This window comes from Microbacterium sp. P03 (assembly GCF_043556235.1).
In the GTDB taxonomy this organism is placed as follows: domain Bacteria; phylum Actinomycetota; class Actinomycetes; order Actinomycetales; family Microbacteriaceae; genus Microbacterium.
In genome coordinates, this window is the sequence record NZ_JBIGIM010000002.1 from 36,512 (window position 1) to 54,230 (window position 17,719).

Sequence of the window (17,719 nt, forward strand, 5' to 3'; positions counted from 1 at the left end):
GCGCGAGGGGAGCGGCCGATGATCGTCGGGATCGGCGTCGACCTGGTCGACATCCCCCGCTTCGAGCGCTCGCTGGAGCGCACGCCGCGCCTGCTCGAGCGGCTCTTCTCGCCCGCGGAACGAGCACTGCCGCCGCGCTCGCTGGCTGCGCGCTACGCAGCCAAGGAAGCGCTCATCAAGGCGCTCGGCGGCTCGGACGGGGTGCACTGGACCGAGATCGAAGTCACGCCCGAGGCATCCGGCCGCCCGTGGTTCACGCTGTCGGGTTCGACCGCCGACACCGTGGGCGAGCGCGGGATCGCCACGCTGCACCTCTCGATGTCGCACGACGGCGGGATCGCCGCCGCATATGTGATCGCGGAGACGGCCGCATGAGCCGTCTGCCTGCCGGGGTCATGCGCGAGGCAACGATCGACGTCGGCGCCATCGCGGCCAACGTCCGTCACCTGCGTCGTCTGACCTCGAGCGAGGTGATCGCGGTGGTGAAAGCCGACGGCTACGGGCACGGAGCCGTGCGCGCGGCCGCCGCGGCCCTCGAGGGCGGCGCGAACCGACTGGGGGTCGCCGACATCGCGGAGGCGCTGCACCTGCGTCGCGCGGGCATCGATGCTCCGATCCTCGCGTGGCTGCATGCCCCCGGCGCCTCGTTCGCCGAAGCAGCGGGCGCCGGTGTCGAGCTGGGCATCTCGGACTTCGACCAGCTGCTGCGGGCGGCGGCCGCGGCATCCGTCGGTCGCGCCGTCGCGGTGCAGCTCAAACTCGAGACGGGGCTGGCCCGCAACGGCATTCCGCCCGAGGACTACGGCATGGTCTTCGCCGAGGCGGCGCGCCTCGAGCGGATCGGCAAGCTGAGGGTGATCGGGGTGTTCAGCCACCTCTCCAACACCAGCGCCGATGAAGACCGGGCGCAGCTGCGGGCATTCCACGAGGCGCTCGCGGCCGCGGCATCTGCCGGCCTCGCGCCGCCGCTGCGGCACATCGCGGCCACGCATTCCGCGATCGCCCTGCCCGAGACGCGTCTGGGATGCGTGCGCACGGGTATCGGCATCTACGGGCTGTCGCCGTTCGCCGACAAGTCCTCCGCGGACCTGGGTCTGCGGCCGGCGATGACCCTGCGCGGATCGGTCGCGGCCGTCCGCCGGGTCGGCCCGGGACACGGCGTCTCGTACGGATACGACCATGTCACCGACAGCGAGACGACGCTGGCCCTGATCCCCCTCGGATACGCCGACGGGGTGCCGCGGCAGGCATCCGGCGTGGGTCCCGTCCATATCAACGGAAAGCGTGTGTCGGTGGCGGGGCGCATCGCCATGGACCAGTTCGTCGTCGACGTCGGCGACCTCCCGGTGGCCGTCGGCGACGAGGCGGTGCTGTTCGGTGATCCGACGCTGGGGTCTCCCTCGGCGACCGATTGGGCCGACGCCGCCGGCACGATCAACTACGAGATCGTGACGCGTATCGGCGCGCGCGTGTCGCGCCGGCAGGTGTCTTCGTGAGCGGGAAGCCCCACGACGGCGCCGGCGTTGCAGAAGGTATGAGCGAGGGACTGGACGAGCTGGTCGGGGAACGCGACATCGAGTCGCCCGCGGCCATGGAGGCGCTGGGCGAGCAGATGGGGCGGATGCTGCACGCCGGTGACCTCGTCGTGCTCACCGGACCGCTCGGCGCGGGCAAGACGACCCTCACGCGGGGCATCGCGGCGGGTCTGGGCGTACGCGGACCCGTGCAGAGCCCGACTTTCGTGATCGCACGGACGCATCCGTCCCTCGTCGAGGGCCCCCCGCTCGTGCACGTGGATGCCTACCGGCTCGGATCCGCACTCGAGCTGGACGATCTGGACATCGATCTGGACAACTCCGTGGTCGTGGTCGAGTGGGGTCGTGGCATGGTCGCGGGGTTGCGCGACCATTGGTGGGAGGTCGAGCTCGAACGTCCCACCGGAGGTCGTGGCGCCGACACGATGTGCGGCGACATCTCCGCGCACACGCTCGCGCTGGACGACGATGCTCCGCGCACCGTGTCGATCAGCCGCGTGTCGATCAGCCGCGCGTCGTAGCCGCGAGGCCTCGACGAGCGGATGTCGCGGCATCCGCTCGTTCCGGTGTGTCGCTCTTCTCGAGACCGGCCACCGTCGTCCGACGGACGCCCGCGAGGGCGGTGAGGACGGCGAAGGCGGCGGTCGGGCGTTCGACGTGGGCGAAGTGGCCGGCGTCGGCCAGCCGCACTTCGCGGAAGCCGGGGATCAGGCGGGCGAACTCGTCGGCGTCGGACGTGGCCGAGAAGACGTCGTTCTCCCCCCGGAGGGAACCGACCGGGCACACGATGCCTCGCCAGGCGTCGGTGTCATAGGCGGCGGCAAGGATGGCGGCGCGGCGGAACGTCGCGGGGCGGGCATCGGCCGCGATCGCGGCGATGACGCTGCGGTGGACTTCCGAGGGGAGGGCGAACAGGGGCGCGGAGAGGCCGCGGAGGACGCCGACCCGGTCGAGCGTGCGCATCACCGCACGGCCGCCGCGCCCGCGACGGCCCCACGTGGACAGGAGGCGCATGGCGAGCAGCATCCCGGCGAGCGCGGGCAGTCGCAGCCCGCCGCGGAGGGGCCGGCGGGCGGCGTCGAGCACCGCCGCGCCACTCGGCGACACCAGAGCGACGCTCGTCGTCTCGCGCGGATGCCGTGCGGCGATGTCGAGGGCGATGACACCGCCGAGGGAATGACCGATCACCCGCCACGACGTGTACCCGAGTGCCCGGGCGAGTTCGGCGACCGCATCGGACATCTCGCCCACGCTGTCGATGAGCGGGAGTTCTCCGCTTTCGCCCCATCCGGGCAGGTCGGGGACGATCAGGTCGTGCAGCGGGGTGGCCATCGAATCGGATGCCGCGATCAGGGGCGTCCACGTCGTCCAGGACCCCGCCGCCCCGTGGAGCAGGATGGTCGCGGAGCGTCCCGCCGGGCGGGTGCGCCTGCGGGGGACGGGTGGGTCCCCGGCGATGCGCTCGGCGTCTTCGCCCTGCGTGACGCGGGCGACCCGTCCGACGCGCGCGACGACGGGCCCGAGCGTGGTCGGCACGACGACGCGGCGAAGACCCAGCTCGCGTTCGCGCGTGATCAGGGCGGGGGTGCGTCGGGTCGTCGTCGGTCTCACACCCCTCATTCGTCGCGGCGGCGCGGACGGTTTGGGCCGGGCGGGTGGGTGCGGACGCCGAAACGGCTCGCCGCCGCGCGACTACCCTGGAACCTGTGATCCTGAGCATCGACACCTCCCTCGGAACCGCGGTCGCCGTGGTCGAGGACGACGGCGTCGTGCGCGCCGAGATCGCGAATGAGAACGCCCTCGGGCACGCAGAGGCGATCGGCCGGATGCTCACGGAGGCGCTGGCCGCGGCATCCGTCGTCGGGGAGACGGCGAGCGACGTCCGCGCCGCGCTCACGACGGTGGCGGCGGGTATGGGGCCCGGCCCCTTCACCGGGCTGCGGGTCGGCATCGCGGCGGCGCGCACGTTCGCGCAGGGACGCGGGATCCGCGTCGTTCCCGTGGTGAGCCACGACGCGATCGCGCTCCAGGTGCTTCTCGCCGACGCCATCCGAGACATCGAGACGCCCCGTTTCGCGGTCGTGACCGATGCGCGGCGCCGGGAGTTCGCGTACTCCGTATACGACGGGCTCGACGACGACGGGCTGCCCGTCCGCGCCGTCGGGCCGGCGCTCGTCCCCCGCGACGACCTCGACGCGCGTCTCGAGGAGCTCGGCGCACGCCGCCACGATGCGACCGCCGTGCCCGCGGCGATGGTCGGGATCGTGGCATCCCGCGCCCTCGCCGCCGATCGAGCGGTCGGCCCGGACGAAGCGCTGTACCTGCGGTCGCCGGACGTGACGCTGTCGGCCGGACCCAAGCGGGTGACCGCATGACCCTGCGCGATGCCGTGCCCGACGACCTCGGCGCCATCATGGCCCTCGAACGGGCATCGTTCCCGACCGATGCGTGGTCGGACGCGATGATGCGCGAAGAGCTGTCCTCTCCGCACGGGTGGTACATCGTCGACGAGGAAGGCCCTCAGCTGCTCGGGTACGCCGGCCTGCGCGCCCCGCGTGGCTCGAAGGACGCCGACGTGCAGACGATCGCGATCGCCGAAGCGGCTCGCGGACAGGGCCGGGGCCGGGTCATCCTGTCGGCGCTCCTGCACGAAGCCGCGCGACGCCGGGTGCGCGAGGTGTTCCTCGAGGTGCGGGCCGACAACCCGGTCGCGCAGGGCCTGTACGCATCGGAGGGTTTCGTCGAGCTCGGGCGGCGTCCGCACTACTACCAGCCCGACGACATCGACGCCGTGGTCATGCGCCTGGTCGTGGCCGACTGGGTCGCGGCGCGGGAACGGACGTCCGAGCCCGGCCCGACGTCCGAGATCGGCCGGAATGCGGAGCATCCTGCGGGCATCGCTCCGACATCGGGCGGATCCCCGGCTTTCGGCGAGCGCCGGCGGGCGAGCGCGGATGCCGCGTCCCCGGCGTCGACGGAGGTACCCGAGTGAACCGCCCCGAGCTGAACCGCACCGAGCCCCTCGTCCTCGGGATCGAGACGAGCTGCGACGAGACCGGGATCGGCATCGTCCGCGGTCGGACGCTGCTGAGCAACACCATCGCCAGCAGCATGGACGAGCACGCCCGTTACGGCGGAGTCGTGCCCGAGGTCGCCGCCCGCGCGCACCTCGAAGCCATGCAGCCCTCGATCGCTGCGGCGCTCGCCGAGGCAGACGTCACGCTGGCGGACATCGACGCGATCGCCGTCACCTCCGGTCCGGGTCTCGCCGGGGCGCTGATGGTCGGCATCGGTGCGGCGAAGGCGCTCGCCGTGTCGCTCGACCGGCCGATCTACGCGGTGAACCACCTCGTGGGGCACATTGCCGCGGACATCCTCGATCCCGCCGGCGACCCGTTGGAGTACCCGACCGTCGCCCTTCTCGTCAGCGGCGGCCACACCTCGTTGCTGCTGGTGCGCGACCTGACGAGCGACGTGGAGCTCCTGGGCGAGACCGTGGACGATGCCGCGGGGGAGGCGTTCGACAAGGTCGCCCGGCTGCTCGGGCTGCCGTATCCGGGCGGACCGGAGATCGATCGGGCGGCACTGACGGGCGACCCCCGGGCGATCCGCTTCCCGCGCGGACTCTCACGGGCGTCCGACATGGACACCCACCGCTACGATTTCTCCTTCTCCGGGCTCAAGACCGCGGTCGCGCGCTGGACGGAGCAGCAGCAGGCGGCCGGCGAACCGGTGCCGGTCGATGACGTCGCCGCGTCCTTCCGAGAGGCCGTCATCGACGTCCTCGTCACGAAGGCGCTCGACGCGTGCGCCCGACACGGAGTGCCTCGCCTGCTGCTCGGCGGCGGCGTGATCGCGAACCGCCGCCTGCGGGAGGTGGCGCACGAGCGCGCGGATGCCGCCGGGGTGGCGCTGCGCATCCCTCCGTTGTCGCTCTGCACCGACAACGGGGCGATGATCGCGGGGCTCGCGGCCGAGCTCATCATGGCGGGGCACCCGCCGTCGACGCTCGCCTTCGGCGCCGATTCGACCCTCCCCGTCACCGAGATCCAGGTCGCCGTGGACGAGGACGCCGTGGGGGTCGCGGGCGCCATCGCCGCGGGTGACGGCGGGCGCGGAGCGGCAGCGTGACAGATCCGGTCGGACCCGCATACGGCGGGGCATCCGTGCCGCGGAACGAACCGCCGTCGCCCGACATCGCGCCGCCGGCTGCCGAGACCGCGCTGCCCGGAGCGCATCGGGGAGGATTCGCGAGACTGCCCACAGCGCCCGTCGAAGTGACCTCCGCGCCCGCCGACGCAGGCGAGCAGCCCTACGCGCCCGTGCAGTGGGCGGTCGCAGAACCGGCGCCCCCGCGCGGCCTGGCCGGCTGGGCACTTGCTTTCGCGGTGGGCGGCCTGGCGTTCGCGCTCTTCGTCGGCTGGGCCTTCCCTCTCGGCCTCGTCGGGATCGTCGTCGCCGTCCTCGCACTGCGACGACCCTTCGAGAGCCGCGCCGTCGCGGTCTGGGCGCTCGTGCTCGGGCTGCTGTCGGTGCTCTACAGCGCGGGTTGGCTGCTGTGGGCCGCCGGCCGTGCCGACATGCTCAGCTGACCCCGACCGCTAGACGCGATCCGCCAGCAGGGCGACGCGTCTGCCGTCGATACGCGTGACGAAAAGGGTGGCGGATGCGTCGCCCGAGAGCTTCAGTGACTTCCGCAGCACCGCCGGGTCGATGTCGACGCCTCGCTTCTTGATCTCGAGCGTGCCGATGCCGCGCTGGCGGAGGGCCCGGGCGAGTGCCTTGACGTCGGCGGGGAGCTGCTCACGGACGCGGAAGGACGAAACGAATGGACTCGTCAGCGCGGCGTCCGACGTGAGGTAGGCGATGCCGTCCGCGACCATCCCCGCCTGCAGCGCCCGCGCGACGTCGCCGATGAGGCGCGCACGGATGACCGCACCGTCGGGCTCGTGGAGGTAGGCGCCGAGTGCGCGGACGGGTTCGTCCGCAGCATCCTTCGCCGCCGTCAGCTCATGCGCGGAGTCGCCCCGGACCACGAGCGCCGCACGACGCACTCCGTCACGGGCGAGCGTTCCCGACCACAGCACGAGTTCGATGGTCGACCCGTCGGCGCTCACCCATTGCGCCTCCACGTGCGGCGGGAGGGCGCTGCGATCGAATCCCGGACCGAGCTTGATGCCGGTCGGCATCCGCTCCGCGAGCGCGAAAGCCCACTCCAGCGACGGCGTGTAGTCCTCGGGACGCACCCGGGAGGTCTCGCTGTGGCCGGCCGTCCGCCGCGCGGGATCGAGCCACACCGCGCCGCGCTCGCCGGGTGCCGCGAATCGTGCGGCCAGATCCACGTCCTCGGCGCGCGCGTGCTGCACGGTGACCGCATCGCCGAAAGGCGCGAGGTTGTACGCGGCGATGGCTGCCGTCACCTCGTCGGCGTCGACCGCGTGCACCCGGAGGCCCAGCGCGGCGAAACCCAGCGCATCGCCGCCGATACCGCACCCGAGGTCGGCGACCGCCGTCACGCCCGCCTCGCGGAACCGGCCCGCATGCCGTGCGGCGATGGACAGCCGGGTCGCCTGCTCGAGGCCGGCGCGGGTGAACAGCATCCGATCCGCGAACTCGGCGAACTTGCCGCGCGCCTTTGCGCGCAGGCGTGCCTGCCCGACCGCCGCCGAGACGAGGGCGGGGGACCGGCCGTCGGCGCGCAGCCGGGAGACGGCTCGCGCGACGTCGTCGGTCGATTCCATCGGGGGGAGGCTGTCGACGAGCCGCAGACCTTCGGGGGTCAGCAGGGCGCCGAGCTCTGCTGCATCCACGCTGCCAGCCTAGCCCGGGCGCTCCGGGTGCCTCACCTCGACGACGTGCGCAGATCGACGCGGAGTTCGCAGACAGGCGGCGCTGCTCTGCGAAGCACGCGGGATTCTGCGAGCTTCGGCGGCGGCGGCGGCGGCGGCGGCGGCGACGGGGATCGGAGAGGCGGTCGGCGGGCGGGAGCGCGGCGGCGGGCGGGCGCCGCGGAAACCCCGGATGCCGCAACCCCTGACCACCGGAAGCCCACGGCTCGATCCCCCTAAGGCCCCCACCCCCGCCCCCGAAAACCCCCTCCCATGGCGCAGCGAAGCCCGGAGACATCCCCGATGTGGTCGTTTGCGTGCGCTCGTAGCGTGAAGCCACACCACAAATACGTCGGGGCCCTTGACCCCGGGATGGGGAAGAACTCATGGCTGACATCGACACCGAAGAATTCAACGACTCGTTCAACACGGGCACGTGGAACTCGGGCAACACCGAGAACACGGCGAACAGCGCGAACCTGGGCGTCGTGGTCGGAGATTCCTTCAACGAGGACAACTCGACCAACGACAGCGGTAACACCGACCTCGGGATCACGGACTCGTGGAACGAGGACAACTCGACGAACGACAGCGGCAACACCACCGTCGATGTCGCCGATTCGTTCAACCAGGACTCCAACGACATCGACACCGACATCACGGACTCGTGGAACGACAACTCCGACAACTCGGTCGACGACCACTCCGACAACTCGATGAACGACTCGGGCAACGACTGGTCGACGCAGACCACGACCGACTCGTTCAACACCTGGACGGATGCCTCGACCGATGACCACTCCGTCAGCGTCGGCATGCGCGAGTACAACACCGGCTTCGGCGATGTGACGCTCGGCGGCGGTTCTGCCGGTGGCGGCAGCGGCGACACGATGATCAACAACCAGAACACGGTGATCGACCAGTCCTTCAACGCCAACGTCGACGGCGGCGTCTGGGGCGGGGGCGGCAGCAGTGCGGTCGTCGCATCGGGTGACGAGGCGTACGCGGCCGGCGGCGACATCAACCTGTCGACCGACGTGGACTACTCCACCAACATCAGCGGCGGCGGCGACGTGAACATCGGCAACGAGACCACTATCACCAACGTCATCGACTCGAACAACAGCTGGGACGAAGAGACCAACTGGGAGGACAGCTCCACGAACACGAGCATCAGCGACTCCTGGAACGACCAGTCGCAGGACTACACCGCGACCGACTCGTTCAACTCGTCGGAGCTGTGGGACACCACGAACGAGGTCAACCTCGACGTCGACGCGATCGTCGACAGCCACGACGCGGCGATCATCGAGGGCTGACCCACTCGCCCGGCCGTCGGTGGATCCGGCGGCCGGGCATCCACCCCACTGAACTCCCCCGCTTCGCGCGGCGAATGGAAAGAGACCGATCATGGCCGATTACACATCCACCGAATTCAACGACTCGTTCGACACCAAGGTGAAGGATTCGTTCAACACCAGCAACACCACGAACACGACCAACCTCGCCGTCGATCTCGACGGCGTCGGAAACACCGACGACTCCGTCAACGGCAGCGGCAACGTCGACACCGAGGTCACCGGGTCGGGCAACACCGACGACTCGGTCAACGGCAGCGGGAACTACGACGTCACGCTCGATGACGTGGGCAACGTCGACTCGCACGACCAGACCTGGTCGGCGGACGGCTCGTTCAACGACAACAGCGACAACTCGACCGACGACAACAGCGACAATTCGATCAACGGTTCGTACAACGACCACTCGTCGGACGTCGTCGAGGGATCGTTCAACTCGCACGTCGACGCGTCGACCGACGACCACTCGATCGAGGTCGGCACCCGCGACTACAGCACCGGATTCGGCAGCCTCGGACTCGGCGGCGGCGCGGGCGGCGACGGTGACCTCTGGGTCAACAACCAGAACACGATCGTCGACCAGTCCGTCAACGGCAACTTCGAGGGATGGGGCGAAGGGTCGTTCGAGGGCAGCTCTGCGGTCGTGGCATCCGGTGATGGATCCATGGCGGCCGGTGGCGACCTGAACCTGAGCCAGAGCGTCGACCGCTCGACCAACATCGACGCCGGCGGCGACGTCAACATGGGCAACGAGACGATGATCACCAACGTGGTGGGCTCGTACAACGACCACACGTCGACGTCCACCTGGACCGACTCGTCGACCAACTCCGACGTCGCGGACTCGTACAACGACATGTCGGAGAGCTACTCGGCCGACTCGTCGTTCAACGAATCGCTGGAGGTCGACACCGCCAGCAGCTGGAACGTGGACGCCGACGTGATCTGGGGCAGCGACGATGCCGCGATCGCGACCGATGTGCCCATGGAGTCCGCGGACTTCGACGGCTCCTGACATCCGATCGGGCGCGCGTTCCGAACAAAACACGTGAGAACACAGACCTCGGGCGAGAGCAGTCCGAGGTCTGTGTTCTTCGTGCGGCGCGATCTCGCACGCACGCCGTGACCGCGGCGGCGACGCGATCCTGATCGGATGCCGCGAACAAGGGAGTTCCTCATGACCGATACCGCCCGTCCTGCGGAGCGCGCAGCCACGGCAGGGGACGACCTCGCGTCCTCCTCGCTGGCTCGCCAGCGATCGCCCATCGTCGCGCTCGTCGACCAGGCCACGGCGTTCTCGACGTCGGTCGGTCGAACGGACCTCGTCCAGAGACTCCAGCAGACCAGATCGCGTTTGATGGATCCCTACGTGCGCGTCATCATCGTCGGGCAGTTCAAGCAGGGCAAGAGCAAGCTCGTGAACGCTCTGGTCAACGCGCCCGCGTGCCCCGTCGACGACGACATCGCCACGAGCGTGCCGACCGCCGTGTCCTTCGCGGCGGAGCCGGCCGCCTTCGCCCTCCTGCGCAAAGACGAGGGCGTGGAGTCGTCGATCGAGCGGGTGCCGATTCCGCTCGCCGACCTCGCCGACTACGTCTCGGAGAGCGGCAATCCCGACAACGAGCGGGATCTGGTCGGCGCCGAGGTCATGCTGCCGCGCGAACTGCTCAAGGGCGGGTTGCGGCTCGTGGACTCCCCGGGAGTGGGCGGCGTCGAGTCGACCCGCTCGGTGAGCACCCTCGCCGCGCTGTCGACGGCCCACGCCGTGCTGCTGGTCTCGGACGCCTCGCAGGAGTACACCGAGCCGGAGGTGCAGTTCCTCCGCCATGCGCTGCGCGTCTCGCCGAACGTGGCGGCGGTGCTGACGAAGACCGACATCTATCCGGCCTGGCGGCACATCGAGCACATCGACCGGTCGCACCTCGGCGACGTCGGCGAGATCCCCATGTTCGCGGTGTCGAGCGATCTGCGCATGCTCGCGGCGCAGGAACAGGACCGCGAACTCAACGAGGAATCCGGCTTCCCCGCGCTCGTCGCGCACCTGCGGCGCGACGTGCTCGGCAAGGCCGAGATCGTCCACCAGCGCGGTGCGGTGCACGACCTCGCGTCGGTCGCCGACCAGCTCGCGATCACCGTGAGCACCGAGCTCAACGCCCTGCTTCATCCCGAGGACACCCCCAGGATGATCGCGCAGCTCGAGGAGGCGAGGACTCGTGCCGACGAGTTCCGCAGCCGTTCTTCGCGGTGGCAAGTGTCGCTCAGTGACGGCATCGCCGACCTCATCGCCGACACCGAGCACGATCTGCGCGACCGCCTCCGGAAGGTGCAGCGCGAAGCCGAGGTCGCGATCGACGAAGGCGATCCGGGCCCCATCTGGGACCAGATCGCCGAATGGCTCGACCAGCGCGTCTCGGCCGCGGTGTCCGAGACCTTCGTGTGGACCAACGAGCGCTCGCGGTGGCTGTCGGAGCGCGTGGCGGAGGAGTTCACGGCGGGGGAGTCGACCATCCCATTCATCGATGTCGGCGACACCGACGGTGTGCTCGCTCCGGTGGAGCAGCTTCAGGGGATGGACGAGGGCAGGCTCGGGGCGGCCGAGAAGATCTATATCGGCGTCCGCGGGTCGTACGGCGGCGTGCTGATGGCGGGGCTCGCCACGAGCCTGGTGGGACTGACGCTGATCAACCCCCTCTCGCTGCTGGTCGGAGTGCTCGTCGGCCGGCGCGCGTACCGGGAGGACATGTCCTCGCGGCTCTCGCGGCGGCAGGCGGAGGCGAAGAATCTCGCACGTCGCCACATCGAGGACGTCGTGTTCCAGGTCGGCAAGCAGCTCAAAGACAGACTGCGACTCGTGCAGCGCGTCGCGCGGGACCACTTCGGCGCGATCGCCGACCAGCTGCATCGTTCGCTCGCCGACTCGGTCCTCGCCGCCAAGCAGGCCGCGACCGTGTACGCCTCCGATCGCGACGGGCGCATCGCAGAACTGCGGGGACAGCTCGCGCGCATCGAGGCGTTGCGGTCGAAGATCCCGGCGCCGGCGGCGCTCGACGCGGGCGTCCCCTCCGCGGGAGCGCTGACCTCCGGGGCGCGCCGATGATGCGTGGCGGCCTCGGCGAGCTGACCGGTCTCCTCGACGGGACGCGGGAGCTGTACGCCGACGACACGTCCGCGATCGCCCAGCTCGACCGCTGGCAGCAGCGGCTGCGCGAGCCGCTCCGCCTCGCCGTCGCGGGCATGGTCAAAGCCGGCAAGTCGACGGTTCTGAACGCGCTGATCGGCGAGCAGATCGCCCCGACGGATGCGGGCGAATGCACCCGGACCGTCACGTGGTACCGCTACGCCCGCACCGCGCGCATCACCGCCCGTCTCGTCGGTGGGGGCGAAGTGCGCCTGCCCGTGACCAGGTCGGACGGCGCGCTGGTGATGGATCTCGGGGGGAGGCAAGCCGAGGACGTCGCCCGCATCGACGTCGAATGGCCTTCCGAGAGCCTCCGCTCGACCGTGCTGATCGACACGCCGGGCATCGCCTCGATATCCGCCGATGTCTCCGAGCGGTCCGTGCGCTTCCTTACACCGACGGATGCCCCGTCCGAAGCCGACGCGATCCTGTATCTGCTCCGGCACATCCATGCTTCCGACGTGTCGTTCCTCGAGGCCTTCCGCGACGCCGCGGCGGGCTCGTCGCAGACGATCAACGCCGTGGCGCTGCTGTCGCGCGCCGACGAGATCGGGTCCGGTCGCATCGACTCCCTGCTGTCGGCTGCGCGCATCGCCAGCCGTTACCGGCAGGACGGCGCTCTGCGCTCGCTGGCACTGGGGTGCATCCCGGTAGCCGGCCTGTTGGCGGAGGGAGCGCGCACTCTGCGCGAGAACGAGTTCTCGGCGTTCCAGGAGCTCGCGGGCTTGGATCGCAGCATCCGCGATCGGATGCTGATCTCCGTCGACCGCTTCACGCGGCCGGGGGAGCAGACCACGCTGAGCGTCCAGCGCCGAGCGGCGCTCCTCGACCGGTTCGGCATCTTCGGCGTGCGCCTGGCCGCGGCACTCGTACGCGGCGGCGCACGCTCGTCGTCCGCGCTGTCGGAACGGATGGTCCAGCAGAGCGGGCTCATCGAGGTTCAACGTTTCGTCGCCGAGCAGTTCCGCTCGCGGGCGACCGCGCTCAAGGCCCGAGTGGTCGTCGAGGGAGTCGAAGCACTCCTGAGGGATGACCCGCGGGCAGGTTCCGACCGCGTCCTGGCCTCTCTCGAGCGGGTGACGGCCAACAGCCACGACCTGCGCGAACTCGATCTCCTTGCGAGCCTGCGCACCAGCGGATCCGATCTCTCGGACGATGATGCCGTCCAGGCCGAGCGCATCGTCGGGGGAGCCGGTACCCCCGCTCTCTCGCGATTGGGGCTGCCGGATCTCGCGACCACCGTGCAGATCCACGATCGCGTCGAAGAGCTTCTCGCGCGGTGGCGGTCTCTTGCGGAGGCCCCCCTGAGCGACCGGCGGACCGTAGAGCTGTGCCGTGTCGTGGTGCGCAGCCTGGAGGGCGCTGCCTCAGAGCTGGGTGTCGGCCGCCGGAGCGATCGGTCCGCGCCGGACGTCGTGCTTGCGGGCGGTCCACCGCAGCGCCTGGGGTAGGACGCTGACCAGAAGTCCTGCCGTCGCCGCGCCGATCTGCAGCAGCATGATCTGCTCGAGGGGCATCCCGCGTTCACCGAACGCGACGAGTTCGCGCGCGATCAGGAAGACGCCGACCTGTGCCAGCAGTGACCCGAACTGCCACCACCGCACGTTCGGCCGCCGGTTCGAGAACGAGACCTGGAACACGATCTGCAGCAGGACGATCGCGACCGTGGGGGCGAAGATCGACCAGAACACGATGTCGGCCGCAGCGGTGTAGGTCTGCTCGGCACGCGTCCCGTCGACGGTGCGGACGAGTTCCGCGATGTCGGGGAGCTGCGCCTGCCGGATGACGAACATGTAGACGATGGCAGCCGCGCCCAGCAGAAGACTGACGATCCAGAACAGCTGGCTGACCCGGACGAAGAACGGCGGTGGCAGCTTGACGAGGACCGGCGGGGCGTCGGTGCTGCGCAGCGGCGGCCGGGCGGGGATCGCGGCGCGCTCGACGCTGCGTCCGCTTCCCTCGTCGGGTTGTGCAACGGCGCCGCCCGTCACGGCGGTCGAGGAGGTGACGGATGCCGCGGCTTCGGGGGCGGCATCCGTCACGGTCTGATCGGTCTGCGTTCCGGCTTCCGCGGCTGTGTCCGCATCAGCCGGCTCGCCGACGGCCCCGGAATCGGAGTGCCGGGAGGGGGTGAACAGGCGCATGGCCTAGAACTGGTCGTCGGCCGCGGGCTCGTCGCCCATGACCGTGTCGGTGCTGCCGTACAGGTCGGTCGAGTCGGCGTCCGACTCGAGCTCGGCGTACTGCGCCGCGGAGTCGACCGGCGCCTCCACGGAGGCAGGTTCGGCATACTCCTCGACGGGGGCCTCCTCGGCGGGGGCTTCCTCGGCGGGGGCTTCATCGATGGGCGCGTCCTCGCCGCCTTCCGCCGGCGCGGCACCGTCGGCCGGCACGACCGTCGGGTCGGCGTCGAGCGAGGGATCGTCGACGACGTCCACGATGACGGTCGAGTCGGTCGTGGTGGTGACGTCGGTGTCCTGGTTCAGCGACCCGTCGACGGTCGTCGTGGTCGAGTCGTCGTTGAACGACCCGTCGACGTCGGTGTCGGTGGAGTCGTCGTCCGTCGTCGCCTCGTCGGTGTCGACGTTCAGCGAGTCCTCGATGACCGACACATCGGTGTCGTTGCCGATGTTGACGTTGCCGTCGGCATCGATGGTCGTCGACTGATCGAGCGTCTTGTCGACGTCCACATCACCGGCGGCGGCGATCGCTTCGTCGCCCGATGCCACCGTGGCTTCGTTGTCGAAGGTCTGCGTGACATCGCCGTCGGCCCAGATGTTCTGGTTGACCGACTGGTCCACGATCGTGTCGCGGTCATCGACCCACTGGAAGTGGGTGGTGACCTGCTTGATCTCACGGACGACGGGATTGTCGTGCGAGTCGTGCGACTCGGAGCGCACGTACACCGCCTTGGGCACGGCGACCTGAACGACCTGGGTGCGCTCGATCACGACCGGGGCCACGGCCGCCACATCCGCCGCAGTGGCGTGGCTGAGTCCGCGGTGCAGCAGCGCGGCATCCGGATCCTCGTCGAACTCCGCGGCGGCGACGGGGTCGCGCAGCAGGCTCAGGATGAATTCGATCAGGGCTTCGGCGACTGTTGCGAGCGTAAGGCTCATGCTCGGCTCCTCAATGTGTAGAACTTCTTCTGACGGTAGGTGGTGGCACGTGCGCCGCGCGTCGGGGTAACCCCCGCATCAGGCGGTGGGGGACTAGGGGTTTGAGGAGGGAGGCGTCATGCCGAGGCCCGCTTGCGGCGCGGCTCGGCGGACGACGTCGACGACTCAGCCGCGCTCTCGTCCCGCTCTTCGGATCCCGCCTCCTCGAGGACGGGCCGCAGCTTGGCGATCAGGTCGGATCTGTTGGTCGCCCCCAGACGGCGGCGGATGCGGGCGATGTGGTGCTCCGCGGTGCGGGGCGAGATGAAGATGGATGCTCCGATCTCGGCGTACGTCTTTCCCTGAACGACCAGGGCCGCCACCTCGAGTTCGCGGGTGCTGAGGTCGCTGTGCGCACGCGGCTGAGCCGACACCGGCGCGGGCCCCGTGTCTTCCAGCGCGGTGGGACGTCCTTCGTCGCGGGGGTGCAGCTGTCGGGCGCACGCGAGGAGGCGCGAGATCTCCCGCCTGTCCTCGGTGCGCGCGGCGCCCTGCCCTGCGAGGCGAGCGCCGTCCCATGCGAGGCCGACCGTGCCGAGGCCGAGCGCGGCGGTCTCGATCGCTTCGACGTCGACGGACCCCGCGAGGACGGCGGTCCACACGCGACCGGCCTGCGCCATCATCGCGGCGAGCCGGTTGTGAGGGGCGGCCGCAACCAGGGCGCGGGCATGGGGAGTGAGGTCGGACGGACGGGCACGCAGGATTCCCTGCTGGATTCCGGCCCAATGCAGGTGGGATGACCACAGGGGCGGTGCCCCGAGTCGCTCGATCTGCGCGCACGCCTGCGTGAAGTGCGGCCGGACGCGGTCGACGTCGCCGACGCGGGCGGCGGCCACGACGAATTCGCCCAGCGGCAGCAGGCTGAACACGTCGAAGCGTGCCCGCAGCAGGCTTTCGCGAGCAGCACGCCAGGCCGACGCGAGCGCCGCCGAGTCGTGGTAGCGCCGCGCGATCGCGACCGACAGTGCGTCGAGCAGCAGCTTCTCGCGAGGATCGAGCGAGCGCGACTCGGGCACGATCGCCTGCAGCGCGGTCTCGACCTCGTGAGCGCGCTCCTGCTGGAGGGCGACCCACGCCCGCCACAGCAGGAGGCGCCGCGACGCCCACGCGCCGCCGTGGCCGCTGTGCACGGCCTGATCGAGCACGGAGTGAGCGACGTCCGGTTCGCCGACGTTCAGCGCGGCGACGGCCGCGATGACGGCGGGGAGCTCCGGTATCGCGTCGGAGCTGCCGGAGGCGCTGTACATCTCGGCCGCGCGCACCAGCTCGTGCAGGGCCTCGTGAGCCGAGCCGGTGAGTGTTTCGCGCATGCCGCGGGTCAGCAGGTCCATCGCGACGGTCAGCGTGGACGGCATCGTCTGCGCGGGCGGAGCCACTGCGTCCGACAGGAGCGCACCGCGGTCCGCCACCGCCAGCGCCACGATCGCGGCGCGAGCCGACGTCTCGGCTGTGCGGGGGACCGAGGAGCGGTAGACCGCGTCGCTCATCGGCATGAGCCCGCGCGCTGCCCAGATCGCCGCGCCCACATCGGCGGCGCGGTCGTGGTCGGGGTGTTCGGCGGCGATCGCGACACCGTCCAGGAAGACGCTCGCCGCGTCGATCCGGCCCAGCGACCACTCCACCTGCGCCTGGCGGATCGCGACCGTCGCGGCGTCCGCGCCGGCGTCGCGTGCGCTGCGGTACAGCTCGCGCGCTCGTACGGGGTCGTTCTGCCGAGCGGCGTCGGCGTGGCTCTGCAGCACGCGGGCCACCCGCGGATCGCGCACACCTCCGAGGAGCTGGCGGACGGATGCCTCGTGGGCGGAGTCGCCCGCGACGGTGGCATACAGCGCGATGACCCGATCGAGCGGCAGCGTGGCACGCACCGCCGCGCGGACGGCCGGAACGGGTTGGCCGCTGCGGAGCAGGAGACCAGCCGCGTAGGCCGACCCGAGCAGAGCGTCGTCGGCCGCGACGGACGGGGAGTGATCGTCGGGGGCGGTGCAGACCGCCTCCACCACGGCGCGCGTCGCCGGGTCCAGGGCGCGCAGGCGGTGCGCGATGACGTCCTGCAGCGCATCGCCGATGGCTCCGTGCGCGCCGTCGCCTGCGCACTCCCCGCTGTCATGGACGGACAGCGACTCGGCGACCAGCCACGACATCCCCCCGGTGAGCGCGAGGATGTCGTCGACGCAGGCGCGAGGCATCCGTCGATCCCGTTCCTCCAGATGCACCTGCACATCGCTGCGGGAGATGTGGCCGAGGACGATCGCCGACTGGGCCCGCTCGAGGGTGTCCGCGATCTGCTGCAGGGTCGGCGGAAGCGGCCCGGGTCGGGTGGCGATGACGACAGCCGCCGCCGGATCGCCCGTGCGGCTCTGCACGGCAGCGATTTGGGCGGGGGTGAGCAGGTGGGCATCGTCGATCATCAGCACCGTCGAGGCGGGAACGGCGGCGATGTCCGACTCGCCGCGCGCCAGCGACGTCGCGGTGCCCTGGGCGGTCAGAGCGCGGCGAAGGTGTCGCATCACGCGCGACTTGCCCGAGCCGGCGGGGCCCACCACCAGCGCCCGGGAGGGGGCGGTGCCGGCGGCGATGCCGTCCACGTGAGCGCGGGCCAGACGTGTCCAGAGCAGGGGAGTGTCGGCGATGCGCAGAGCGGTTTCGGTATTCAGGGACATGA

16 protein-coding genes are annotated in these 17,719 nt (G+C 70.8%); 11 read left to right on the plus strand and 5 right to left on the minus strand.

What is annotated here, in order from left to right:
- Positions 1–18 precede the first annotated feature (18 nt).
- The 3 genes from ACFXOO_RS07475 to tsaE are packed head-to-tail and all read left to right on the plus strand — an operon-like array spanning position 19 to position 2,056.
- Positions 19–375: a holo-ACP synthase gene (locus ACFXOO_RS07475; protein ID WP_378841410.1), complete on the plus strand. Its 357-nt coding sequence runs from the start codon at positions 19–21 to the stop codon at positions 373–375.
- A complete protein-coding gene (gene alr / locus ACFXOO_RS07480) occupies positions 372–1,496 on the plus strand; it encodes an alanine racemase (RefSeq protein ID WP_378841408.1) in 1,125 nt (374 codons plus the stop codon). The genes ACFXOO_RS07475 and alr overlap by 4 nt, the downstream gene beginning before the upstream one ends.
- A 38-nt stretch (positions 1,497–1,534) precedes the next feature.
- A complete protein-coding gene (gene tsaE, locus ACFXOO_RS07485; RefSeq protein WP_378841406.1) occupies positions 1,535–2,056 on the plus strand; it encodes a tRNA (adenosine(37)-N6)-threonylcarbamoyltransferase complex ATPase subunit type 1 TsaE in 522 nt (173 codons plus the stop codon).
- On the opposite strand, the gene ACFXOO_RS07490 is transcribed toward tsaE, so the two are convergent.
- Positions 2,040–3,146: an alpha/beta fold hydrolase gene (locus tag ACFXOO_RS07490; protein WP_378841404.1), complete on the minus strand. Its 1,107-nt coding sequence runs from the start codon at positions 3,144–3,146 to the stop codon at positions 2,040–2,042. The genes tsaE and ACFXOO_RS07490 overlap by 17 nt on opposite strands.
- Before the next feature lie 95 nt (positions 3,147–3,241).
- Between ACFXOO_RS07490 and tsaB the strand changes: the two genes are divergently transcribed.
- Genes tsaB through ACFXOO_RS07510 form a run of 4 tightly spaced genes read left to right on the plus strand, consistent with a single transcriptional unit; the run spans position 3,242 to position 6,127 of the window.
- Positions 3,242–3,910 carry a tRNA (adenosine(37)-N6)-threonylcarbamoyltransferase complex dimerization subunit type 1 TsaB gene (gene tsaB, locus ACFXOO_RS07495; RefSeq protein ID WP_378841402.1) on the plus strand — a complete coding sequence of 223 codons (669 nt, stop codon included), beginning with the start codon at positions 3,242–3,244 and terminating at the stop codon, positions 3,908–3,910.
- A complete protein-coding gene (gene rimI / locus ACFXOO_RS07500; protein WP_378853420.1) occupies positions 3,907–4,527 on the plus strand; it encodes a ribosomal protein S18-alanine N-acetyltransferase in 621 nt (206 codons plus the stop codon). Before tsaB ends, rimI begins: the two co-directional genes overlap by 4 nt.
- Before the next feature lie 11 nt (positions 4,528–4,538).
- A complete protein-coding gene (gene tsaD / locus ACFXOO_RS07505) occupies positions 4,539–5,666 on the plus strand; it encodes a tRNA (adenosine(37)-N6)-threonylcarbamoyltransferase complex transferase subunit TsaD (RefSeq protein WP_378841487.1) in 1,128 nt (375 codons plus the stop codon).
- Entirely contained in the window at positions 5,663–6,127 is a 465-nt protein-coding gene (locus tag ACFXOO_RS07510; protein ID WP_378841398.1) for a hypothetical protein, read from the plus strand. Before tsaD ends, ACFXOO_RS07510 begins: the two co-directional genes overlap by 4 nt.
- Before the next feature lie 9 nt (positions 6,128–6,136).
- On the opposite strand, the gene ACFXOO_RS07515 is transcribed toward ACFXOO_RS07510, so the two are convergent.
- Positions 6,137–7,345, minus strand: a complete 1,209-nt coding sequence (locus ACFXOO_RS07515) for an SAM-dependent methyltransferase (protein ID WP_394563256.1) — start codon at positions 7,343–7,345, stop codon at positions 6,137–6,139.
- A gap of 404 nt (positions 7,346–7,749) precedes the next feature.
- Here ACFXOO_RS07515 and ACFXOO_RS07520 point away from each other — a divergent pair, with 404 nt between their 5' ends.
- The 4 genes from ACFXOO_RS07520 to ACFXOO_RS07535 all read left to right on the plus strand — a co-directional run bounded on the left by ACFXOO_RS07520 (position 7,750) and on the right by ACFXOO_RS07535 (position 13,350).
- Entirely contained in the window at positions 7,750–8,682 is a 933-nt protein-coding gene (locus ACFXOO_RS07520; protein ID WP_378841394.1) for a hypothetical protein, read from the plus strand.
- Between the two features lie 91 nt (positions 8,683–8,773).
- A complete protein-coding gene (locus tag ACFXOO_RS07525) occupies positions 8,774–9,736 on the plus strand; it encodes a hypothetical protein (protein ID WP_378841392.1) in 963 nt (320 codons plus the stop codon).
- A 162-nt stretch (positions 9,737–9,898) separates the two neighbouring features.
- Positions 9,899–11,818 (plus strand): dynamin family protein, encoded by a 1,920-nt coding sequence (locus tag ACFXOO_RS07530; protein WP_394563257.1) that lies wholly within the window; start codon positions 9,899–9,901, stop codon positions 11,816–11,818.
- Positions 11,815–13,350, plus strand: a complete 1,536-nt coding sequence (locus tag ACFXOO_RS07535; RefSeq protein WP_394563258.1) for a dynamin family protein — start codon at positions 11,815–11,817, stop codon at positions 13,348–13,350. The genes ACFXOO_RS07530 and ACFXOO_RS07535 overlap by 4 nt, the downstream gene beginning before the upstream one ends.
- Here ACFXOO_RS07535 and ACFXOO_RS07540 read toward each other — a convergent pair.
- From ACFXOO_RS07540 to ACFXOO_RS07550, 3 genes are all read right to left on the minus strand, one after another.
- A complete protein-coding gene (locus tag ACFXOO_RS07540) occupies positions 13,267–14,043 on the minus strand; it encodes a hypothetical protein (protein ID WP_394563259.1) in 777 nt (258 codons plus the stop codon). The two genes, ACFXOO_RS07535 and ACFXOO_RS07540, sit on opposite strands and share 84 nt — an antisense overlap.
- A gap of 3 nt (positions 14,044–14,046) precedes the next feature.
- The gene (locus tag ACFXOO_RS07545) at positions 14,047–15,018 is read right to left on the minus strand and encodes an IniB N-terminal domain-containing protein (protein WP_394563260.1); all 972 of its coding nucleotides are present in this window, start codon (positions 15,016–15,018) and stop codon (positions 14,047–14,049) included.
- A gap of 116 nt (positions 15,019–15,134) precedes the next feature.
- Positions 15,135–17,717, minus strand: coding sequence for a LuxR C-terminal-related transcriptional regulator (locus ACFXOO_RS07550; protein WP_394563261.1), 2,583 nt, complete (start codon positions 17,715–17,717; stop codon positions 15,135–15,137).
- Positions 17,718–17,719 lie beyond the last annotated feature (2 nt).